Origin of the sequence: Jeotgalibacillus proteolyticus, from assembly GCF_050107735.1 — a bacterium.
In the GTDB taxonomy this organism is placed as follows: domain Bacteria; phylum Bacillota; class Bacilli; order Bacillales; family Jeotgalibacillaceae; genus Jeotgalibacillus; species Jeotgalibacillus proteolyticus_A.
Genome location: NZ_JBNILO010000006.1, coordinates 97,272 through 118,985 on the forward strand (window position 1 = coordinate 97,272; position 21,714 = coordinate 118,985).

Annotated in this window: 21 protein-coding genes and 1 riboswitch; of the genes, 12 read left to right on the forward strand and 9 right to left on the reverse strand. The window is 42.8% G+C overall.

Annotated elements, in window-relative coordinates; genetic code table 11:
* Positions 1-75 precede the first annotated feature (75 nt).
* A complete protein-coding gene (locus ACQCT8_RS10900; RefSeq protein ID WP_426871017.1) occupies positions 76-1,278 on the reverse strand; it encodes an MFS transporter in 1,203 nt (400 codons plus the stop codon).
* Between the two features lie 459 nt (positions 1,279-1,737).
* Here ACQCT8_RS10900 and ACQCT8_RS10905 point away from each other — a divergent pair, with 459 nt between their 5' ends.
* Positions 1,738-2,118 (forward strand): hypothetical protein, encoded by a 381-nt coding sequence (locus ACQCT8_RS10905; protein WP_278240548.1) that lies wholly within the window; start codon positions 1,738-1,740, stop codon positions 2,116-2,118.
* A gap of 145 nt (positions 2,119-2,263) precedes the next feature.
* Here ACQCT8_RS10905 and ACQCT8_RS10910 read toward each other — a convergent pair whose 3' ends face one another.
* Positions 2,264-3,652 carry an L-cystine transporter gene (locus ACQCT8_RS10910; RefSeq protein WP_426871019.1) on the reverse strand — a complete coding sequence of 463 codons (1,389 nt, stop codon included), beginning with the start codon at positions 3,650-3,652 and terminating at the stop codon, positions 2,264-2,266.
* Between the two features lie 242 nt (positions 3,653-3,894).
* Here ACQCT8_RS10910 and ACQCT8_RS10915 point away from each other — a divergent pair, with 242 nt between their 5' ends.
* Both ACQCT8_RS10915 and ACQCT8_RS10920 read left to right on the forward strand, forming a co-directional pair.
* A complete protein-coding gene (locus ACQCT8_RS10915) occupies positions 3,895-4,827 on the forward strand; it encodes a manganese-dependent inorganic pyrophosphatase (RefSeq protein WP_426871021.1) in 933 nt (310 codons plus the stop codon).
* A gap of 307 nt (positions 4,828-5,134) precedes the next feature.
* Entirely contained in the window at positions 5,135-5,779 is a 645-nt protein-coding gene (locus ACQCT8_RS10920) for a uracil-DNA glycosylase (RefSeq protein ID WP_426871023.1), read from the forward strand.
* A gap of 65 nt (positions 5,780-5,844) precedes the next feature.
* Here ACQCT8_RS10920 and ACQCT8_RS10925 read toward each other — a convergent pair whose 3' ends face one another.
* Positions 5,845-7,038, reverse strand: a complete 1,194-nt coding sequence (locus tag ACQCT8_RS10925) for a CapA family protein (protein ID WP_426871025.1) — start codon at positions 7,036-7,038, stop codon at positions 5,845-5,847.
* A 290-nt stretch (positions 7,039-7,328) separates the two neighbouring features.
* On the opposite strand from ACQCT8_RS10925, the gene ACQCT8_RS10930 reads away from it, so the two are divergent.
* The gene (locus ACQCT8_RS10930; RefSeq protein ID WP_426871027.1) at positions 7,329-7,469 is read left to right on the forward strand and encodes a hypothetical protein; all 141 of its coding nucleotides are present in this window, start codon (positions 7,329-7,331) and stop codon (positions 7,467-7,469) included.
* Positions 7,470-7,510: 41 nt separating this feature from the next.
* On the opposite strand, the gene ACQCT8_RS10935 is transcribed toward ACQCT8_RS10930, so the two are convergent.
* From ACQCT8_RS10935 to ACQCT8_RS10945, 3 genes are read right to left on the reverse strand one after another with little or no spacing between them, the layout of a single operon-like run.
* Positions 7,511-8,587, reverse strand: a complete 1,077-nt coding sequence (locus ACQCT8_RS10935; RefSeq protein ID WP_426871029.1) for a hypothetical protein — start codon at positions 8,585-8,587, stop codon at positions 7,511-7,513.
* Complete coding sequence (locus ACQCT8_RS10940; protein WP_426871031.1) at positions 8,584-9,027, reverse strand: hypothetical protein; 444 nt, start codon at positions 9,025-9,027, stop codon at positions 8,584-8,586. Before ACQCT8_RS10940 ends, ACQCT8_RS10935 begins: the two co-directional genes overlap by 4 nt.
* Positions 9,024-9,569, reverse strand: a complete 546-nt coding sequence (locus ACQCT8_RS10945) for an RNA polymerase sigma factor (RefSeq protein ID WP_426871033.1) — start codon at positions 9,567-9,569, stop codon at positions 9,024-9,026. Before ACQCT8_RS10945 ends, ACQCT8_RS10940 begins: the two co-directional genes overlap by 4 nt.
* 176 nt (positions 9,570-9,745) lie before the next feature.
* Here ACQCT8_RS10945 and ACQCT8_RS10950 point away from each other — a divergent pair, with 176 nt between their 5' ends.
* On the forward strand, positions 9,746-10,453 hold the full coding sequence (locus ACQCT8_RS10950; RefSeq protein WP_426871035.1) for a DNA alkylation repair protein: 708 nt from the start codon (positions 9,746-9,748) through the stop codon (positions 10,451-10,453).
* A gap of 310 nt (positions 10,454-10,763) precedes the next feature.
* Positions 10,764-11,762 carry a sodium:calcium antiporter gene (locus ACQCT8_RS10955; RefSeq protein WP_426871037.1) on the forward strand — a complete coding sequence of 333 codons (999 nt, stop codon included), beginning with the start codon at positions 10,764-10,766 and terminating at the stop codon, positions 11,760-11,762.
* Between the two features lie 298 nt (positions 11,763-12,060).
* On the opposite strand, the gene ACQCT8_RS10960 is transcribed toward ACQCT8_RS10955, so the two are convergent.
* From ACQCT8_RS10960 to ACQCT8_RS10970, 3 genes are all read right to left on the reverse strand, one after another.
* Positions 12,061-12,738 carry an amino acid ABC transporter permease gene (locus ACQCT8_RS10960; protein ID WP_426871039.1) on the reverse strand — a complete coding sequence of 226 codons (678 nt, stop codon included), beginning with the start codon at positions 12,736-12,738 and terminating at the stop codon, positions 12,061-12,063.
* Positions 12,739-12,780: 42 nt separating this feature from the next.
* Positions 12,781-13,584: a transporter substrate-binding domain-containing protein gene (locus ACQCT8_RS10965; protein WP_426871235.1), complete on the reverse strand. Its 804-nt coding sequence runs from the start codon at positions 13,582-13,584 to the stop codon at positions 12,781-12,783.
* Between the two features lie 818 nt (positions 13,585-14,402).
* Positions 14,403-15,386: a Gfo/Idh/MocA family protein gene (locus tag ACQCT8_RS10970; RefSeq protein ID WP_426871041.1), complete on the reverse strand. Its 984-nt coding sequence runs from the start codon at positions 15,384-15,386 to the stop codon at positions 14,403-14,405.
* 168 nt (positions 15,387-15,554) lie between these two features.
* Here ACQCT8_RS10970 and ACQCT8_RS10975 point away from each other — a divergent pair, with 168 nt between their 5' ends.
* The 6 genes from ACQCT8_RS10975 (at position 15,555) to metC (ending at position 21,701) form a co-directional block, all read left to right on the forward strand.
* Positions 15,555-16,475, forward strand: coding sequence for a bile acid:sodium symporter family protein (locus tag ACQCT8_RS10975; protein WP_426871237.1), 921 nt, complete (start codon positions 15,555-15,557; stop codon positions 16,473-16,475).
* Positions 16,476-16,551: 76 nt separating this feature from the next.
* Complete coding sequence (locus tag ACQCT8_RS10980; protein ID WP_426871044.1) at positions 16,552-16,983, forward strand: GNAT family N-acetyltransferase; 432 nt, start codon at positions 16,552-16,554, stop codon at positions 16,981-16,983.
* A gap of 5 nt (positions 16,984-16,988) precedes the next feature.
* Positions 16,989-17,633, forward strand: coding sequence for a FusB/FusC family EF-G-binding protein (locus ACQCT8_RS10985; protein ID WP_426871046.1), 645 nt, complete (start codon positions 16,989-16,991; stop codon positions 17,631-17,633).
* 52 nt (positions 17,634-17,685) lie between these two features.
* Positions 17,686-18,663 (forward strand): DUF4003 family protein, encoded by a 978-nt coding sequence (locus tag ACQCT8_RS10990; RefSeq protein WP_426871048.1) that lies wholly within the window; start codon positions 17,686-17,688, stop codon positions 18,661-18,663.
* A gap of 507 nt (positions 18,664-19,170) precedes the next feature.
* A riboswitch (SAM riboswitch) is annotated at positions 19,171-19,278 on the forward strand.
* 133 nt (positions 19,279-19,411) lie between these two features.
* Entirely contained in the window at positions 19,412-20,545 is a 1,134-nt protein-coding gene (locus ACQCT8_RS10995; protein ID WP_426871050.1) for a methionine biosynthesis PLP-dependent protein, read from the forward strand.
* On the forward strand, positions 20,526-21,701 hold the full coding sequence (gene metC / locus ACQCT8_RS11000) for a cystathionine beta-lyase (RefSeq protein WP_426871052.1): 1,176 nt from the start codon (positions 20,526-20,528) through the stop codon (positions 21,699-21,701). Before ACQCT8_RS10995 ends, metC begins: the two co-directional genes overlap by 20 nt.
* Positions 21,702-21,714 lie beyond the last annotated feature (13 nt).

Here is a 21,714-nt window from a genome sequence, read left to right on the forward strand (position 1 = left end):
TCATTTTCATCCGGTTTTATCTTTATTGAGCTAAGAGAGCATCCGCTTCTATCATTCAAGAGAGATATCTATCGCTTACATCTGATCTCCTTCAATCTGAAGCAGTCTCCTCGATTCCTTCCGCTGCCAGCCCGTGGAAACGAAAATAGTTACGAAAAGCACCACTAATCCTAGAATAAACGGATAGATAATATTTACATCGTAAAGAATTCCGGCAAGTGTGGGGCCAAGCACATTTCCAATGCTCATATACGCATTATTCATTCCCATCGCAAATCCCTGTTCATTACCGGCTAGCTTTGAAACGAGAGTGGTTAAAACAGGTCGCAGGATGGATGTAGCAAGAAAAATAAGCAGCGTGACGCCAAAAAACAATACATAGCTTGATGCGAACAAGGACAGGAAAAATCCGGCTGCTGCAACCCCAAGGAACATGGTAAGTACACTGCCTTCTCCTAATTTCCGCACAATTCTCTCTACTACAAATAATTGAACAACTACACTAATAATCCCTGTTGCTGTGATCATCAGTGCGATTTCAGATGGAGATGCACCAAATTGGTTATCCACATAAAGTCCGATAACGGATTCGTAAGCCATGAGTCCAAAACTCATAATTAGCGTGATCACAAGTGGTATAAAATAAGGCTTTTGAACAGAAACCCCAAGTTTCTTCAATAAAGGATCAGGCTTCAATTCTGTCTCAGCGGCAGGTGCCGTTTCCTGGCTTTCCTTCAGCATAATAACAGAAAAAATAACGGCCACCAGGGAAACCAGTGCTGAAATTAACAGCGGCATTTTTAGACCGAATTCAGCTAAGAATCCCCCAACACCGGGTCCAATTACAATACCAAGTGACATAGCAGCTGAAATATAACTGTTTCCTTTTGCTCTTTGCTCCAGGGATGTAATATCTGCCACATAAGCAAAAATCGCAGGGATCAGAAGCGCAGCACCAACTCCGCCAATCACGCGTGAAGCATATAGAACCCATATTGAATCAGACCAGTAAAAGACAAACATAGAAAGAGTCAGTCCGCTAAGACCCGCTATGATCATCTTTCTTCTGCCATACTGATCCGCCCATTTTCCTGTTATCGGAGACATAATAAGCTGTGCTCCGGCAAAAATGGCAATCATCAGTCCTGCAGCGGTTCCTGCTTCTCCGATGGAATTTAAATAAGCAGGAAGGATCGGAATAATGATTCCAAAGCTTCCGATTGCAATAAACATATTAATCATTAAAATGATCATTTTTTTACGTTGTTCAGATGACACGTTCATTCCTTCTTTCATGGTTTAACATTAACCAGATAATCATACAACAATTTGCAGTGGACAAACAGAAAAATGACTTGAAAATAATTGAACAGTTTTCTGATGGATAAACTATTAGTGAGTCGAAATATGGTATTCTATAAATATACAGTTATGTATTGTTTCTTATAGATAAATACAAAAAAATGGTGCATTCAAACTTGTTCAAGTTCCATGTTTTATAGAGCAAACTAAATGTTCAAAAAAAGTCCATATTTTAAAAAGCATGTATATCAAGGTTTTATATAGTATTACACTTATTGGTTAAAAATTCTAATTGACAAAAGCACAGTTAGATACTTTATACTAAATTAGGTCCTTTGCATTTACTCATTTTACTGGTAATAAAATGAGATTGTTAAACGTTTTATTGATGAAAGTACATATGTAGGTACCACTGCAAGAAAGGGGAAAGATGAAGTGAGAATAACCATAGACTTAGCTGTAGTTCACGTGAAACCCCGGGTAAAGTCACATTTGTCCAATGTCATTCATTTTACAGATTCAAAAGAGAACAGGTTTATCTGGACAACGGCTGTTGAAAAAAACCTGGAAGCCGGACAAAAAGTGGAAGCACAAATCAGTGTTAACGAAGAACTATATGACGAAGATGGAAAATACGTTCGAATCAGCCATGTCGCAATCTTGAATCACATAGATGCACTCCGGGAATCCACGTATACGGAAAAACCGTTCAGTATCATGGACCGCCCTGGAGAAAAGAAAGTAAAACGCATGGTTCCAGACGACGAATTGCTAAATGATATTGAAAAAACCCTGTCTCTTTTAAAGAAAAAATGAGGCTGGGACCAAACTCAAAAAAGTTTAGAAAATGAGGATACATTTAGACACTTTTGTCTCAAGCTCATTTTTGGAGATTTACCAGCAAACGAGAGAATGCCTTCACAGAAAATCGTGAAAGCATTCTTTTTTGCTTACTCAATAATTAAGACTTTGTTTCGACGACACGATCGGGATCGTAATAAGCGGATGTATCCAGTTCACCTGTTAATTTACTTGTCAGGATTCCTGCTGTCATACTGCCGCTCACATTTACCGCTGTTCTGCCCATATCAATTAAAGGCTCTATGGAAATTAATATTCCTGCCAGGCCAATCGGCAGGTTTAAAGCGGATAATACAAGTATTGCAGCAAAAGTAGCTCCGCCGCCCACCCCTGCGACGCCAAACGAGCTGATCGCAGTTATGGCCACAACCGTTAAAATAAAAGATGGAGTCAATGGATTAATCCCCACAGTAGGTGCAATCATAATGGCAAGCATCGCGGGATATACCCCTGCACAGCCGTTTTGACCAATGGATAAGCCAAAGGAACCTGCAAAGTTGGCTGTTCCATCCTGAACACCGAGCTGCTGCTGCGTTCGAATATTCAGTGGGAGTGCTCCTGCGCTTGTTCTTGTAGTGAAAGCAAAGATAAGAACCGGGATTGCTTTTTTAAGATAAACGAATGGATTTAAACCGGAAAAAGCAAGCAGCAGAAGATGTAATAGAAAAACAGCTCCCAAAGCGACATAAGAAGCAGCAACAAACTCAGCCAATGTGGCTATGGCATTGAGATTCGTTAATGCAACAGTTTTCGTCATAACCGCCAGCACCCCATATGGAGTTAATTGCAAAATAAGACTGACAACCTTCATAATAATTGCATAAAGTGATTCAACACCAGCAGCGAAAAACGAAGCTTGAACAGACTGCTTTTCTCTTATACCAAGATAGGCAATGCCCAGAAAAACGGTGAATATAACTACAGCAATAACCGATGAAGGCCTTGCGCCGGTCATATCTAAAAATGGATTTGCCGGGACAAGGGAAAGCAGATGCTGAGGGAATGTAACATTTTCTACAGTTCCATACGTTTCTTCCAGCGAAGCACCACGAGCCGTTTCTTCTTCTCCCTGATCGATTTGAATGGATTCGAGACCAAATCCTGCAGCAGATGTAATGCCAATAAGAGCTGCGACAGCCGTAGTCCCAACTAACAGACCAATCACCAGTACACTTATTTTTCCAAGGTTTTTGGTTAATGTCATTCTGGTAAAAGCAGATAAAATAGATATAAAAATGAGCGGAACCGCAATCATTTGAAGAAGCTTAATATAGGAGCCGCCGATTAATTGAAACCAATCAGCCGATGTCTGAAGTACATGGGAATCGGAAGAATAAATAAACTGGAGAACAAAACCAAGAACGATTCCAAAGCTCAAACCAAGGAGCACCCGCTTGGAAAAAGAAACGCCTTTTCTTCTAAGAATGAATAAAACACCAAGAAGACCAAGAAAAATAAGCAGATTTAATAAGATCAGCACAATCGCCATTAAAAAAGCCCCCATTCAAGTTCATTGTCAACAAGGCAGCAGAGCGTTGATCAATCGGAAGGAAGCAGACCTCCTGTGCAGGATTGAATTTCGTACTTTAACTATATTTTTAACATTATCGATTAGACCGGGGATTAAAAGTTTTGGGTACAAGAAAACCTGGATTATTGGTAAGATAGAGACAATATATCGTCAAAGATTGAGGACGTTTATTAAATTCTTTTCATTAAGGAGCAGAGCCCATGGAAAAAACATTGATATTTGGTCATAAAAACCCAGACACAGACACAATTACATCTGCTGTTGTCTATGCTTATTTAAAAAATCAGATTGGCAGCAATGCAGAGCCTGTAAGATTGGGAGAGATAAACGAAGAAACTCAATTTGCATTAAATTATTTTAAAACAGATGTACCACGTTTAGTGGAAAAAGTGGCTCCAGAAGCAGACAATGTCATTCTCGTAGATCACAACGAGCGTCAGCAAAGTGCAGATGATATAGAGGACGTGCGGATTGCGGAGGTTATCGATCATCACAGGATTTCAAATTTCGAAACAAGTGAGCCCCTCTATTTCAGAGCTGAACCTGTTGGATGTACGGCCACGATTTTGCTCAAATTATTTAAGGAAAATCAAGTGGAAGTTCCAAAGGACATAGCAGGATTAATGCTTTCTGCTATTATCTCTGATTCTCTGCTGTTTAAATCACCTACCTGTACAGAGGAAGATATTGCAGCAGCGGAAGAATTAGCTAAGATTGCTGAAGTAGATGCTCAAGCGTATGGCCTTGACATGCTGAAAGCAGGAGCAGATATCAGCGAAAAAACGGTTGAACAGCTTATTTCCCTTGATGCAAAAGTATTTGAAATGGGTGACCATAGGGTAGAGATTGCTCAGGTAAATGCTATCGATCCTGCTGAAGTCCTCAGCTTAAAGAGTGATATTGAAGAAATGCTGGATCTCGCAATTGTAGAGAAGAATTTATCCCTTTTTGTTTTGGCTGTAACAGACATTTTAAATAATGACTCAACCGTCATCGTTCGAGGAGCCCATGCAAGCATCGTTGAAAAGGCCTTTGATTTGTCACTTGATAATAACACTGCGCTATTAAAAGGCGTTGTGTCCCGCAAAAAGCAAATCGTACCAGTGTTAACAGACACGTTCAAAAATCAATAATCTGATTTAATTAGAATAAAATGCGAAATGAAATGATCAAAAAGCCTGGGACAAAATGTCTCAGGCTTTTTGACCATTTCTTCTGCACTTCAGGTAGACGCTTTCATTGGAACGACGCTGAGCCCTCTACAGGCTTCGCCCTTTGGGTTCTCTGCTTGCCGTCATCTCCTGCTGGAGTCTCCACCTTCTGCTCCGCTTACTGAAGCCTCATTCTTTTTATGCAGATACAAGATCACAAAGTGACTTGTTTTACTGACACATTTCCTGGGAAATGTACTTTTATCGACAAAGGGAGGGAAGATTGCACATGAGAATTCCGGAAGAACTTGCTGAGTGGGGAAAAAAAAGAATCGAACCATATTCTGTGGAGGGTTTTGTGTACGGAGGAGGTCCCGAAAATCCGGCACTTATGCTTGTAGGAGAAGCACCTGGTGAAACAGAGATTCACAACGGTATTCCTTTCAGCGGGAGAGCAGGAAAAGAATTAATGAAGTTTCTGGAACGTGCAGGACTGAAGAGGGAAGAAGTCTATATTACAAGTGCAGTAAGAAGCAGGCCATATAAATGGAGAGAAAAAACAGAAAGATCCGGAGAAATAATTCAGCGCAAATACAACCGGACACCTAATGAAAAAGAGATTATGGCACATGCTCCCATCCTTGATTGGGAGATAGAGCATGTGAATCCAAAGATTATTATGACGCTGGGGAATATCGGGTTAAGAAGGCTGGCAGGCAAGGATAAGAAAATAGCAGACATTCATGGTCAATTGCTGAAACAGCCGGTTCGATGCTGCCAAAAGGATGGCACTTATAGCTGGACTGAAAAAGACTATTTGCTATTTCCAACCTATCATCCTGCATCGATCTTTTACAATCGCAGTTTACTGGAGACGATTCACCGTGATTTTGATCAGCTGGCGAAGTATATTAAGGAAATGCATGATTCCTGAAAAGGCAGAGCCTGGGAGCTCTGCCGTCCTAAACGATTAGATTTCTGAGAGGCGTTATCCGATTTTTATTTCGGTTCCATATCCATTACAACTTCGATTTCATCTGAACTGCGTGTCAGTGTCTCATGGACATGTTGTTTATGCTGATCCAAATCACACCACCTGAATTCATCCTGATCCATTTCATCCAGTGGAAGCACGCGAAACTCATTAAATTCCTCTGAGAAAGAAGTGAAAGTAGGAACTGTGTAGACAGAATCGATGCTGATCACATCATTTTGCTTTTTGATATCAAACCCCATCAGCGCCCCAGTCAGACGATCGCAATCAAGCTCCGGAACCCGGTCATCAAAAGGCCCTGAGATAAAATTCCCAAGTGAATAGGCCACAAGTGTTTGCTGATCGTTTTGACCCTCTATCCATTCAATTGGCTGGAGGACATGAGGATGGTGACCGAAAATAAGGTCGGCCCCGCTTTGAGCCAGCCTGTGGGCTAATTCTGTTTGCTCAGCGGTTGGCTGCTGATACTCTCTTCCCCAGTGAATGCCGACTGCAACGAGGTCAGCCATTTCATTGGCGCGTGCAACGTCATCAAGCAGCTGTTCTTCATTTTCAGTAAAAATATTCACGGAATGAGGAAATTCCACAGGCTTATTTGAACTATAGGTTGAAGAAATCAGTGCAATAGAAATACCGTTTCTCTCAATAATTGGGATGACATGACGTTCTTCAGTTGTAAGATGTGCTCCGCTTACTAATACATCTGGATACTCTGTACGCCAAAAATCTATATTTCTCTCAAGTCCTGAAAACTCCATATCAAGTGTATGATTGTTTGCCAGCTGCAGCATATTAAAGCCAACATCATAATAATAGTGGCCCAATTCATAGGGGTTGTTAAATACAAAATCACCGTCGCCAAGTCCAAAGTCGGCTCCAGTAATCGGTGTTTCCTGATTGGCGTAGGCAAAATCTCCTCTGCTGATGTAATGTTCTACATTTGAGAGCAAAGGATCAAACAAAAAGGAGCCGTCTTTCTGCTCGGCATCATAAAGAATGGGGCGTTCAACTAGCAGATCCCCAACCGCTGTAAAATGAGCGGTATCGGTTTCAATCACCTCTTCTTCAACTGCTTCTACGACTTCAATCGTGTCGCTGCTTTCAGCGAATTCTTCCGGAGGATTTAAATAGGTCGGTTCTGAGGCACACGAACTAAGCAGAACAAGAGCAGATACAAAGATGCCTAATTTAAATTTCAATATGCAAATCTCCATTTCTATTAAACTTAGATTATGTAAATAATGACTTCAAGTGCAAATGCCACTCTATTCTACCATTTAAAGGGTTAAAAAGACACAACTATATAGAAAATAATTACATAACAATCAGCAGAAGTTAGATACAGGGATGGAAAGCTGGACGATGGCGGGTTTCTTTTTACCATTGGAAGAACTATGTTTTTCTTTGAAACTTCCTTTTTTAAAAAAGTCTAAAGACTAGATGTATATGATTTATTGGGTGAATTTAGTTGAATGAGGGAGGGAATCATTTGGAACATGAAATTAAAGCAATACCTATCATTCGTATGAGGGGAGCGGGGAAGACGGCAACTCTTGCAGGATGTGACGGCATGCTGAGCCCCTATGGACAGCGTCCGAATGAAGGGGAGCGAACCGATCAAAGAGCCTGAGGCATGGCCCCAGACTCTTGTGTTTAAAATTATTTATAAAATCAGCGGACAGCTTCTTTCTTTTTTAAAAGCCTAATCCCAATAATAACTAGAACTACACTCAGCAGTATGGTTTGGAAATAGCGGTCAAACCAGTACCAGAGGTCAATTTCAATCCATTCTCTAAACGCAGGAGCAAGGGCAGGCACGAGGCCGTTAAATAATAGATAGTAAATGCCGATGAAAATCAGTCCAATGCCGAGCCAGCGCTTGTATTGATCAAAAAAGCCAAAAACCGGCTCATCATATAGCTCTTCTTTTCCATAGCGGGATGCTTTTTGCATACCATCGAAAAAGCTGTAGAACCAAATAAGGGGAATCAAAAATAAAAATAATCCAAGGCGCAGTGCATCTAATATATAGATGGTAAAAAGAAATGCTGCCATCAGCTGAATGCCGCGGTGCTGCAAACCAAGATATAGATGGCCTGCTCCAGGGAAAATCGATAGGATTGTAGCAATAGCTGTACTTTTTTTTCCGCCTTTTCGCCGCGTTTCCAGATCCTCAAGAACCGACTGGTCTACCAGTGTTTCGCCTTTTTGTTTCTTTGATAACATCTGCATGGCATCAACAAAAGAATAAATCCAAACGACCGGAAGCAGGATAGTGAACAGCAGAAATGCATTTAATTGCAGTAGAATTGTTACAAAGAAAATCATCGAAGCCATTCCAAAAAAAGCAACCATGAAGGTCAATCCACGGTTCATTAAGCCCAGCTGGAAGTGGCCAAGCCCAGGGAAAAAGGACAGGATAATGGTGAAAAAGCGTTCCGCATCTCCCTGATAGCTTGGCAGATATCTCCGGGTGCGCGATGTGGTTTCACCTTCTGCACTCTGTGACCTTAGGGTGTTTAAGCTGATAATAATATCTAAAAAACTGATGGCATAAATCAACAGCCCGGCAATGACAGGTGCAAGATATAATAAATTGCTTGATAACAGTGCAGTGGCGAGCCCGCCGACAATCAGTGCGATAATTAGAAAAAAGTACAAAAATCCTCTGATCACATTTCCTATATAAACATGCCCCCAACCCGGCATGATCGAAAGTACAAATGCGATGACCGGTGACTTTGTCATTCTAATTCCTCCTTAGGTGATGGATCCATCTGACTGAAAAAGCGATCCGTTTGTTCAAGCAGGGAGGTAGTAAAGGAATGTGATTCGTTCAAACCTTCTCCCTGGCGATCAGGTGTTTCATCAATAAAAGCTGTGAAAACTCCAGAGCCAGCCAGCATAATAGCAGCCGCTGCAGAAATGACAAAATGAGTGACCGTTTTATGCCAGAAGCGGATTGGAGATTTTTTGACGGTAGGATGTGTTTCATTGGACAGGATAAGCTTCATGACCTCGTCCTCGACTGAAAATTCTCGGGGAGGAGAGAATGAGATAGCTTCATCTTCATACGCTGATAAACAGTATTCACAATGTTGAAGATGGCTCTCCATTCTTCTTTCTGTCACTGAGTCAATTTCCCCTTGGATAAATTGTTCCCACTGATCTTTTTTAAAATGTGTCATCGGAATTCATCCTCCCGCCAATTTTTTTTCATCCACTGCCTGCCGCGGTAAAGCCTCATTTTTACTGCAGATAACTCAAGATTATATGCCTGTGCGATTTCTTCATAGGATTTTTCGTCTATGTAAAAAGCGTGAATGACGACCCTGTAATTTTCAGGAAGTTCTTGCAGGCGTTTATGCAGATAGTCATTTCTCATTTGTTCCAAGAGCTTTGCATCCAGTGACTCTTTTCCATCATGCAGATACGGGCTCACTTTTTCCAAATCATCATCCCGGTCTGTGCGCCGGGTTCTTTTGCGTTTCATATCGATCGCATGACGTACAGCTATCTGCCGCACCCATGTTTTAAGCCCTTCCTGCCGATATCCGGGAAGAGCATGATAGATTTTCAGCAGTATTTCCTGAACAGCATCCTCGGCATCTTTTTCATGACGAAGTACGCCATATGCGAGTTGATAAATATAGTGCTGGTAGGAACGGATAAACAGTCTGAAAACTGAAGAATCCTGCTGGACCAGCTTTTGTACATCAATCTCCTGCACCCGTTCCACCTCCCATGCAAAAGAATTCATTTTAATAGACGCAGGAATTAAAAAAAGTACTACATGTTTTTACACGCAGCCTTCTCAAGTCAGTATAAACATTTAATGAAGGAACCACAATTTAAATTGAAATAGGGTGGTATAATGGTAAGAAACGGTGGAGGAGAGAGCAGCCAATGAATGTAAACACGGTAATGGGCGAGCTTGAAGCACTTGGCACGGAGCAGACAAAAAAGACGTTTATGCGTCATGGAGCAAAAGAGCCTTTTTACGGGGTAAAGGTGGGGGACTTAAAAAAGTGGGTCAAACACGTAAAGAAAGATCAGGAGCTTGTGGAGGCTCTCTACGATACGGGAAACTCCGATGCCATGTATTTGGCGGGTCTTGCTGCTGATCCGAAGGTGATGTCAAAAGAGACGCTTGAAAAATGGGTCAAAGGAGCTTATTGGCATATGATTGCTGAGTGTACGGTTGCGTGGGTGGCAGCTGAAAGTCCCTATGCAGTTGAGCTTGCCAAAGAGTGGATGACGTCTGATGAAGAAATGATTGCAGCAGCAGGCTGGAGCACATACAGCAGCTACCTTTCTATCGCGCCAGACGGAAAAATTGATGCAAAAGAAGTGAGAAGATTTCTTCATCAAGTAAGGGACACAATCCATTCTGCACCAAACCGTGTCCGCTATACGATGAATGGATTTGTCATAGCGGCAGCAGCGTACCTCCCATCCCTAACAGAGGAAGCAAAAGAGATCGCTGTTTCCATAGGGAAAGTTCAAGTGGATGTAGGAAATACGGCGTGTAAAGTTCCATTTGCTCCGACGTATATTGAAAACATAGAATCGCGTGGAAAAATCGGTGTGAAGAAAAAAACAGCACGCTGCTAGCAAGGTATAACATTACCATGTTTTAACTGTTTAAATGAAGAAGATGTGTGGTAAAGGTAAAAAACAAATAGATATCCCTAAAAAGGGGAGTAGCGACCGTCACCGGTTAATGAGTCGTCATTACAGTGGTTATCCACTCGGTTCATTAAGCTTTAGTAATTGCTAAAGTCCGCAAGACCTTTTTATGAGCACTTACATTACATGTAAGGACTCATAAAAGGGTCTTTTTTGTTTGGCTCTAACAACTGCAGAGTGTATATTAATGGACACAAGATTTGAGCAAACAGAAGTAGAACAGGAGGAAATGAAAATGGTATTTGTGTGGTTTATTTTAGCAGCAGCTGTCACGGTTTTTGCCGCTATCAAGCTATCGCGTTATGCAGATGTTATCTCTGCAAAATCAGCTATGGGGGGTCTTCTAGTAGGAACACTTCTTCTGGCAGGCGCTACCTCGCTTCCGGAAGTGACGACCAGTCTTTCGGCAGTTATAATCGGCAATCCGGATATTGCAATTGGAAACATGCTTGGTTCAAATCTATTTAATCTATTCATTATCGCTGCTTTTGATTTGTATTACAGACGAAAAAAGTTATTTCAATGGGCGGGCAACGATCATATCTACACTGCAGGACTCGGACTTCTATTAACTCTTTTAACCTTGGTCGCTCTTTTGATTAAAGTAGACTACACGATCCTTGGCATAGGAATAGATGCGTTTATTATCGCTCTTCTCTATGGTGTGGGTATGTTTGTTATTGGGCGTCTGCCTAAATCCGGAATTGAAGCGGAAGTGCAGGAGCCGGATGATGGAACGGCAGAAACAGCTGCTGCATCTTCTCTTACAGTTAAACAGGCAAGCGTTCGTTTTGCATTTGCGGCTTTAGTCATTATGGGGGCAGGTACGGTGCTATCTATTATGGGGGACGAAATCGCGGTTGTAACAGGACTTGGCTCCAGTTTTGTTGGAAGCTTTCTGATTGCTGCAACGACCTCTTTGCCAGAGGCTGTGGCAGTCTTTGTTGCCTTGCAGCTAAAAAATGTAAATCTTGCACTCGGCTCTATTCTCGGGAGCAATATCTTTAATATGCTGATCATTGCAGGCTCTGATGTTTTCTATCGTGAAGGGTCTATTCTGGCAGATGTATCTGATTCTCACATTGTGACCAGTATAGCGGTTTCAATTTTGTCGGTAGTGATCATTTTGTCCATAAAACAAAAACAGGCTGCCTCCACTTTTCGTTATATCTGGCCATCTTTGATCATTGTTCTAGGTTATTTCGTGTCTAGCTATTTAATTTTTATTGGATAAGCAGAGCCTGTAAGGTCTGTCTATACATTTAAATGAAAAAAGGGCGGGACAAATCTAGAAACAGCTTTTAAAGTGAGGAAGTGCTTATCAATAGTAAGAGGAGAGCGAAGCGGAAGGTGGCGGCTCCAGCAGGTGATGACGGCAAACTAAGCCTTTGCAGGGCACCCAAAGGCTCAAGCCCGGGTTTCTGCGGATAGCGTCGCCTGAAGCGAATCGAACCGATTAAAGAGCTTGGGACACCCTTGTCCCAAGCTCTTTTCTCTTATAAAAAGTATGCAGACTCATTTGCAGCTTTTTTTCAAAGGTACTCTTCATATCGCTTTTCCAAGTAGTTTTGCAGAACCGTCATAGCAGAACAGAGCGCCCAATAAATTAGTGCCACTACAATGTACATCGTCATAAAATCAAACTCTCTGCCGCCAACAATTCTGGCTTTTTGAAAAATTTCAGGTACTGTAATCATCGCAGCAAGAGAAGAGGCTTTGATTATATCAAGCTGAACATTCGCAAGGGGCGGAGTTGCAATGCGGATGGACTGCGGCAAAATAATGCCGTACATCGTCTGCCAATAGGTTAAACCCAGTGCTTTAGCTGACTCCCACTGTCCCTTATCGACAGAAGAAAGGGCAGAACGGATGATTTCAGCAATATAGGCCGCACTGTTTACGCTAAACGCAATTAAAGCAGCCTGAAGTGGAGAAAGCTGCAAACCAATGATCGGCAATCCAAAATAAAGCATAAACAAGATAACCAGAATAGGTACACCGCGCATAAAAGAAATATAGGTTCGGGTCGGCCATCTGAGAACTGCATATTTTGACGTTCTGGCAAGCGCCAGAAAAAAGCCGATGATAAGACCGGCAGCCATGCTTGCAAGTGAAATCAGGATGGTATAGCCGATTCCTTCTATAACATAAGGGAAAGAATCAATAGCCAGTTGAGGGTCAAAAAGATATTCCCATTTAATGTCCGTCAATCACGTCACCTTCTTCCCCAAACTTGGACGAAAGGTTTATTCTTATTCTTCAAAATCGATATCCGGCTTCTGTGTTACGTCTGCTCCTGCGAAAAATTCGGCAGAGATTTCAGCAATCGTTCCGTCTTCAAGCATTTCGTCCAACGTCTGGTTAACATTTTCGATTAACTCTGTATTTTCTCGATTCATCACCATCCCAGCTTCAGAAGGGCTGTATTTTAAATCGGGATGAATGGTAATGTCCAGCTCAGGAAAAGCTTCGAGCGCAAGTGTCTGCAGATAGTAGTCATTTAAAATGACATCTGAGTTTCCAACATGTACATCACGAAGGTATTCTTCGTTCGTTGCGTTATCATAGATTTTCTCTATCGCTCCATATTTTCTTGCCAGCTCCATATAAACAGATGTCGCTGCACCTGCAGCCTGTTTTCCTTCCAAATCCTCGAAGGTCTCGATGCCGGATAAATCATCTTCCCGAACAATCGCTGTGCCGTATGAGTGTTTTATAGGAGTAGAAAAAGCAAATTTATCTTTACGTTCGTCCGTTATTTCAATGTCATTGGCGGCAAGATCAACCTGACCTGAATTAACGGCTGTGAGCATTCCGTCAAAGCCGATTTCTTCAAAATCAACCTCCAAGTCCAAACGTTCTGCCATTTCAAGCACAACCTCGACCTCGAATCCTGTCAGTTCTTCTGTTTCTGAGTCGTAATAGGAAGTCGGATAAAGAGTTCCGGAAGTGGCGACAGTTATAACGCCTTCCTCTTGAATTTTATCCCAAACTGAATTACTTTCTTCCCCGCTATTATCTGAACTGCCGCTTCCGCACGCAGCTAAAAGAGCCATTGACAATACGCCAGCAGTCAATGCCCGGTACTTTTTGGCAACGAATAATTTCACAAAAAAATCCCCCTCTATATTTAGATACTTTTAAAACATAGCATTTCGCTCGGGCTTAGGGCAAGCACTTAATTTTGGCAGTTGGAATTGTTGAAAGCAGTCGAAAAAGATAGAATATTTCATTATTTTGCTAAAAGGGGACCGGTTTATTTCCGCTCCGCCCGGAGGCTTTCCGCGTGGCGGGAGGTGAGCCTCTTTGATGCTTACGCATCTGCAGAGTCTCACCCTTCCCGCTGCATCACGCAGGAGTCCCCGGCCTCCGCTCCAATAAACCTATTCTTTAAAAGTTCACTCGTAAAATAGAAGTACGGATCAACTATTGGTCATCTTTTCGCAAGAACTCATTTTTGAAAAAGGGAAGGGGGACCGGTTCATTTCCGCTTCGCCCGGAGGCTTTCCGCGTGGCGGGAGGTGAGCTTCTTTGATGGTTACGCATCTGCAGTGTCTCACCCTTCCCGCTGCATCACGCAGGAGTCCCCGGCTTCCGCTCCAATAAACCTATTCTTTAGAGGGATTCCATGCAATAGAAATGGAAGGCAGCAAAGATAAAACGAAGGAATGAGTTTGGAGCATACCTGTAAATGGTGTTTGAATTGTAAGAAGAGGTGAACGGAGTGGAAGGCTGGGGCTGCCAGGATATAACAGTTGATAGAGTCTTCGGATGGCAGCACACATAAAGACTCAGCGCCGTCGCAGCGAAACGTCAAAGAGGCTGAGACACAATTTTGTCTCAGCCTCAATCGCCTTATAAGAATACACTGGGATTATTTTTGATCGATCGGATACACGATTCCGAGCTGCTGGCGAATAGTCTGCATAAGTGCCACTACATTTAATGAAAGCTCATGTGTGTTCACTGTTGATTCAATTTGCCCATTCTCAAACGCTCGTGCAAATTCTTCGAGTTCGTAAGCCATAGGAGCCTTTGTCTGTGAGACGGAAACATCTTCTTGCCCGCCTCCTTTTGTTATGCGCTTAACCGAGTCGGGAGAACTGATTTGAGAAATATGAAGTGCGGCTTTTTCACCTGCGATTTCACTTGGCAGGTAGCTGTTGGTGATTTTGGAAAATGTAATGACCGCGTCCATTTCTCCGTAGCTTAAGAGAACCATTCCTTGTCCGTCTACACCTGTATGGAGGTTGGTGCTGATGGCTTTCACCTCTTCCGGCATTCCAAAAAGGGCGACCAGAGGGTATAGGGTGTATACGCCGAGATCCATTAAAGATCCATTTGCATATTCAGGCTTAAATGCATTTTCAATGATTCCCTCTTTAAACTTATCGTAGCGGGACGAGTATTGGCCGTAATGGGCGCTGTACTGGCGGATCGGACCGAGTGAAGGAAGCAGCTCTTGTATTCTCTCAAAATTAGGCATGACAGTTGATTTCATTGCTTCCATCAGCAATACGCCATTTTTTCTCGAAGTCTGTACCATTTTTTCAGCCATTGTATAAGTGGCCGTCAGCGGCTTCTCGCATAAAACTGCGATTCCCGCTTCTAAGCATTGGATGGTTTGTTCGTGATGCACCGCATTTGGAGTCGCGATATATACGCCTTCAATCTTTCCGCTTGAGCACATTTCTTCAACGGAAGTGAAAACATGGTTTATGCCGTGTTTAGCAGCAAAGGCTGTTCCCTTTTCCTGACTGCGGGAGCATACTGCTTCAATAGAGATATTTTCAACGTCCTTTGAAGCTTCAATCAGTGAATCTGTAATCCAGTTTGTTCCTAGCACACCGATTTTCATTGTATGTACATCCTCTCAACTGTTCTTCTACAGAAAGTGTATCGCTAATGATTCAAATAGGAAAGAGCCGTGAGAAAAAAATTTAATTGAAGACGATCTTTAAAGATGATTGAATTTACAGATAGTTCGATCTATAATGGGGAAATTCTAGCAGAAGAGGTGAGGTCATTGAATTCAATTGCGAAGGTCAGTCATTTTGCAGGAAAAACATTTGCCTTGTGGGTCGTATTAATTGGTGTCATTGCTTTTTTTGTCCCTTCAGGCTTTGTATGGGTTACTCCGTATATCAGCTTACTGCTCGGCGTGATCATGTTTGGTATGGGGATGACACTTACCGTAGAGGATTTTAAACGGGTAGCAAAACAGCCAAAAAGTGTAGCAGTCGGCGTTGCAGCTCAATTTACTATTATGCCCTTGCTTGCGTTTGGATTGGCTAAAGCATTTCAGCTTTCACCTGAAATCGCCGTAGGTGTCATTCTGGTGGGCTGCTGTCCTGGCGGAACTGCTTCAAACGTTATTACATATTTGGCAAAAGGGAATACGGCCCTTTCTGTCGCTATTACGTCCGTATCGACTTTATTGGCACCTATTTTAACTCCCGCTCTAATTTATCTGTTTGCCAGCGAGTGGCTCGACGTTTCTTTTTCCAGTTTATTTCTTTCCGTTGTTCAGGTAGTGCTTGTACCTGTCATTCTGGGGATTGCCGCCCGGTCGATTTTTAAGGAAAAGGTGAAAAAAGCGGTTCCCGCTATGCCTCTTGTGTCAGTTATAGCAATTGTTGTCATTGTTGGTGCGGTAGTAGGAGGTAATAAAGAGGCAATCATAACCTCTGGTGTCCTTATTTTTACAATCGTTGTGTTGCATAATGGCCTTGGTTTAGTCATTGGCTTTGGTCTCGCTAAAGCATTGAAGCTTGATTTTTCAAGTCAAAAAGCCATATCTATAGAGGTGGGTATGCAGAACTCAGGTCTTGGAGCTGCCCTTGCTATTGCTCATTTTAATCCGGCAGCAGCTGTACCAAGTGCATTATTCAGCCTCTGGCACAATGTATCAGGACCGCTTGCAGCTACCCTTTGGAATCGGAAATGAACGGGTTAAAAGTATAAGGAATCTTTCAAGCAGCTAAAGGAAAGACTGAATTGATAGAATGATAGGAGAGAAGAGGATGATTGCAGAAATCACAAGGCATCAATGGGTGGAAGCCTATCCTTTGATGAGTCAGCTTCGAACACACGTATCTGAAGAAGAGTATCTTTCCATTATGGAAGAAGCAGTAAAAGAGAATCACTACCGGTTATTTGGGGTATGGAAAAACAATGAGTTAAAAGCATTAGTTGGTTTTATGCCCATGACGACGCTCTATTATGGAAGGTTTATTTGGATATGCGACCTTGTGACGGACCACCGGGAAAGATCCAGGGGATATGGGATAATTCTTCTCGACTTTGTGGAACAATATGCAAAAGACCACGATTTTCAAAAGGTTGCTTTATCATCAGGACTGCAGCGGCAGGACGCACATCGGTTTTATGAAGAAAAAGGAATGTACGATAAAGTAAGCTGCGTATTTAAAAAAGATCTGACACAGGAAAGGTGATCGTGATGGAACCATTTATCCAAAACCATCAATTTAATGTGATCAAACATCAGGCAGCTCTGATGCAAAAACAGGTGCACGGCACAATTGACAGGGAAGTGGAGATGGCTGTCCGCTTACAAGCGGAAACCAAGATATATGAAGCCTTTGATCAGTTATCTGACGGACAAAGAGCGGTGCTTGAAAAACTTCCTCATCTTAAAACGGAAGAAGAAAGAACGGCTTTTTTAAAGGATCTTCAGCCTTTTCGGATTTCTTTTCCGAGCCTCACGCAAAAAGAGGTGAAGGATTTATTTCCAAAAACAAAAAAATTGAAGCTGCCTGTCTTAAGCGAGGTTGATTGGTCCAGCGTTACCTATGTTGGGTGGAAGGATATAGCAGCAAGCAGACAGTATATCATTTCTTTAATTGATCAGCGCCTGACAGGAGTAGAAGGCAGGTACGTGATATCGTCGAAGAAGGGGATTTGCGAGCTGTGCAGCAGGTACGGGGATATGGCGTTTACCTCTATTGCTAAACGGGGGTATGCAGGGGAAAATGACAAGGCATTTGGGAAATACATATGCTACGACAGTAAAGACTGTAATCAATTTATTCAGGATCCGGCCAATCTCACTTCTTTTATCAAGCTGGCCGTTAAGGAAAACTAAATAATTTTGGCAGCAGGGAGTCCGGTATTAAAAATCAGAGCGGAGGATATGGATGAAACAGAGCGAAGAGCTGAAAGAGTATATAACCATTTACGAGTCACTCCGGAAAAAGTATAAGTGGCGTGTGGATAATGGGGCACTCATGATGATTGCTTCTCTTTTTACCAGCAGCAGCAAGCCCTTTAATTTAAACCGCTATATTGAATTAGTTGACTTTATCAAGCAGGAGTCCAGTCCGATTTCCTACATTCAATCCACGCTGAGATATTCACTGGCGGGGCTTCTATTGAGTCGGTCTGATCACCCTGAAGAAGACTACAAACAAGTTCAGCAGTGTTATGATCTGCTGATTGAAGCGGGCTTCCAGCGAAGTGCCCATAGTTACATTGCAGCCTATGTTCTTTCTTTATCAGTGAAAGAGGGGGAAGAGCTTTCGGAGCATGTGGAACGGGCCAAAACTCTGTATGATGAAATGAAAAAGCAGCATTTTTTCCTGACATCACATGAAGACTATCCGCTTGCCGTTCTACTAGCTGAAGGTGAAGAAGACGGAGAGCAGATGCTTGAGGACATGGCGTATTATTATGATGAACTGCATCTGGTTCTGTGGAAAGGAAATAACCGTCAATTTCTATCTCAAATCCTTACATATGGTAGACGGGAAAACAGGCAGATCCTTGTTCAAAACGCGGTAACCTGGATGGATGATTTAAAGACACAAAAATTTCGATTGCGCGGTCTGCATCTCCCGATTGTTGGAGTAGTAAGCCTGGTTTCTACACCATCCGCACTGCTTCCAAGCATAAAAGAGGTTTACGATGAATTAATCGCCTACAGCAAATTTAAGTGGTACAAAGACCATTGTTTTATGACTGCAGTCAGACTGGTGATTCAAAAAGAAATAGAAGAAAACAGAATTCTCGACGTTGGACTTTCTGCAACCGTCGAGTCCATTCTGCAGGCTCAGCAGGCGGCGGTTATCGCTTCATTAGCTGCCGGTGCTACAGCAAACTCTTCAAATGGCGGATAATTTTTAAGAAAACACTGGACAGGGAGAACAATAGTGTATACAATAATAATGAAAATCATTCTCAATTAAAAAGCAGTTTGACAAACGTTGAGAATGACAAAAATTGTCGCTGATTCCGACACAACTAACCTTTCGATTGATGCGTTCGCACCGCAGCAATCCTGATGTGACGTCAAAGGTTATCGAATAAAAGCGACACCCCCTCCCCCGCCCCATTCCGCTGCATTCAGCGGGATGGGGTATTTACGTATGAAACGGTGAGGGAAGTGGAAGGTGTGGCGGGCTTGGGCAGGAGATGGCGGAAAGCATCCGGCTAAAATCCGGTGGACGAGTCAAACAGACTGCGATACGGTTGGCCCTTTTTCATTTGAATAGATAAATTTAAATGAAAAACACGCATAACCCCTTGATTATTTTCATAATCTGCTGTACCGTATAAAACAATCAAACAATTCGGAATTAAAACAAAAATAGCTTTTACTGCTAACATCTAAAATTAAATATGCCAACTTATCTAGAGAGGTTGAGGGACTGGCCCTTTGACACCTCAGCAACCAGCCACATTTGGCACGGTGCTAATCCCAGCAGGTGATTGTTTTGCCTGAGTGATAAGGAGAATAGCGAATGCAGATTCGGACCTTCTTCTTATAAGAAAGGTCCTTTTTTATTTTATTTATATAAAACAGCTGTAATGAATTGAGCGGCTGCAAGGATACTGCCAAACCAAAGTTTTAAGGAGGAGCCAATTATGACCTATCATGTAAATACTCAATTTGTTCAGCTGGGCAATCGCAGTGAAAAAGAGACCGGAACAGTTAACCCGCCAGTATATTTTTCAACGGCATACCGTCATCCGGGCCTAGGGGAATCTACCGGCTATGATTATACCCGCACAAAGAACCCGACCAGAGCGGTTTTGGAAGAGGGAATTGCACGATTGGAAGAAGGAGACGAAGGTTATGCCACAAGCTCGGGAATGGCGGCAGTTCAGCTGGTGTTATCTTTATTTAAGCAAGGGGAAGTGATTTTAGCTTCAGATGACATCTATGGCGGTACGTACCGACTATTAAGGCATTATGAAGAAGCTTACGGCATACAAACAAGATATGTAGATACAAATAATCGCAGAAAGCTGGAAGAAGCAATCTGCGAAAAAACAAGAGCCATTTTAGTTGAAACACCGACAAACCCGTTAATGCATGTAACGGATATTGAAGAAGTATCCAAGCTTGCAAGAGAATATAACCTGCTGACAATCGTGGATAATACGTTCTTAACCCCTTATTTGCAAAAGCCGATTCTGTTAGGCGCTGATATTGTTATTCACAGTGCGACAAAGTTCATTGGCGGACACAACGACGTGCTTGCAGGCCTTGTCGTGGCAAAAGGGAAGGATCTATGTGAACGGCTTTTTGCTATTCATAATGGAGCGGGTGCCGTATTGGCTCCTCTTGATTGCTGGCTTTTGGTCAGGGGATTAAAAACCCTGTCACTCCGAATGGACCGTCACCAGGAAAATGCAAGTAAGGCGGCTCAGTTCCTGGAACAGCAGCCGGGTATTACGGATGTTCTTTATCCGGGAATCGGGGGGATGGTGTCGTTCAGATTAAAGAAAGAAAGCTGGATTGATCCATTTCTAAGAGAACTGGAGCTTATCACGTTTGCAGAGAGCCTCGGGGGAGTGGAGAGCTTTATTACGTATCCGGCTACCCAGACACATGCGGATATCCCGGAAGAAGAAAGACAGCACCGAGGCATCTGCAACCGTTTATTGCGTTTTTCTGTTGGCATAGAACATATAGATGACTTAACAAAGGATTTGGAAAAGGCACTGAGACAGGTGCAGAAGGAGGAGATTGACGATGACCAAACATCACTTTGATACCAGGCTGCTGCATCAGGAGGATTTTCGCGACAAGCAAACGGGAGCCGTTAATGTGCCGCTGCATTATTCGTCCACTTTTCATCAGGAATCGATAGATGAATTTGGTCCCTATGATTACAGCCGCTCAGGCAATCCGACAAGACAGGCGCTCGAAAATACAATCGCAGAGCTTGAAAATGGGGAGCAGGGGTTTGCCTTTGCTTCCGGCATGGCTGCCATTTCATCTGCCTTTATGCTGCTGTCTGCAGGAGACCATGTACTCGTATCAAAGGATGTGTATGGCGGGACGTTCCGGGTCATTACAGAGGTCCTGACTCAGTTTGACATTGAACACACCTTTATTGATATGACGGACCTGGATGAAACGGCAAGAAGTGTAAAGCCAAACACGAAGGTCATTTATGTGGAAACACCATCCAATCCATGTCTGAATATTACCGATATTGAAGGTGTTGCAAAGGTAGCAAAAGCAAATGGCTGTTTAACGTTTGTAGATAATACGTTTATGACTCCATTATTGCAAAAGCCGCTTGATCTCGGAGCAGATCTTGTTCTTCACAGTGCAACCAAGTTTTTATCCGGTCACAGTGACGTAGTAGCAGGTCTTGCTGTAACCAAAAACAAAGAAATCGGCAAGCGCCTGAAGTTTGTTCAAAATTCATTCGGCTCTATTCTAGGTGTGCAGGACTGCTGGCTGCTTTTGAGAGGCATGAAAACATTGAGTGTAAGATTAAATCAATCCTCTCAAACTGCACGAGATCTTGCTCAGTATCTTCATCACCATCCGATGATTGAAGAAGTGTATTACCCGGGCTTTTCCTTTCATGCCGGGTATCCCATCCACCAGCGCCAATCAGCGGGTGCGGGTGCTGTTCTGTCCTTCAGGCTTCCTTCAAAAGACTGCGCCAGAGTGTTTGTGGAGCAGCTGAAAATACCGGTTTTTGCCGTCAGCTTAGGCGCAGTTGAATCCATCCTGTCCTATCCTGCAACGATGTCTCACTCGGCAATGCCGACAGAAGAAAGAGAAAAAAGAGGCATTACAGATGGACTATTAAGGCTGTCTGTCGGCCTTGAAAACGCGGATGATTTGCTTGACGACATAAAACAGGCCTTAACGGCGGTGGAGCAGCTGGCTCCTGCTGCTCAAGTTTAATCATTGCTTAATC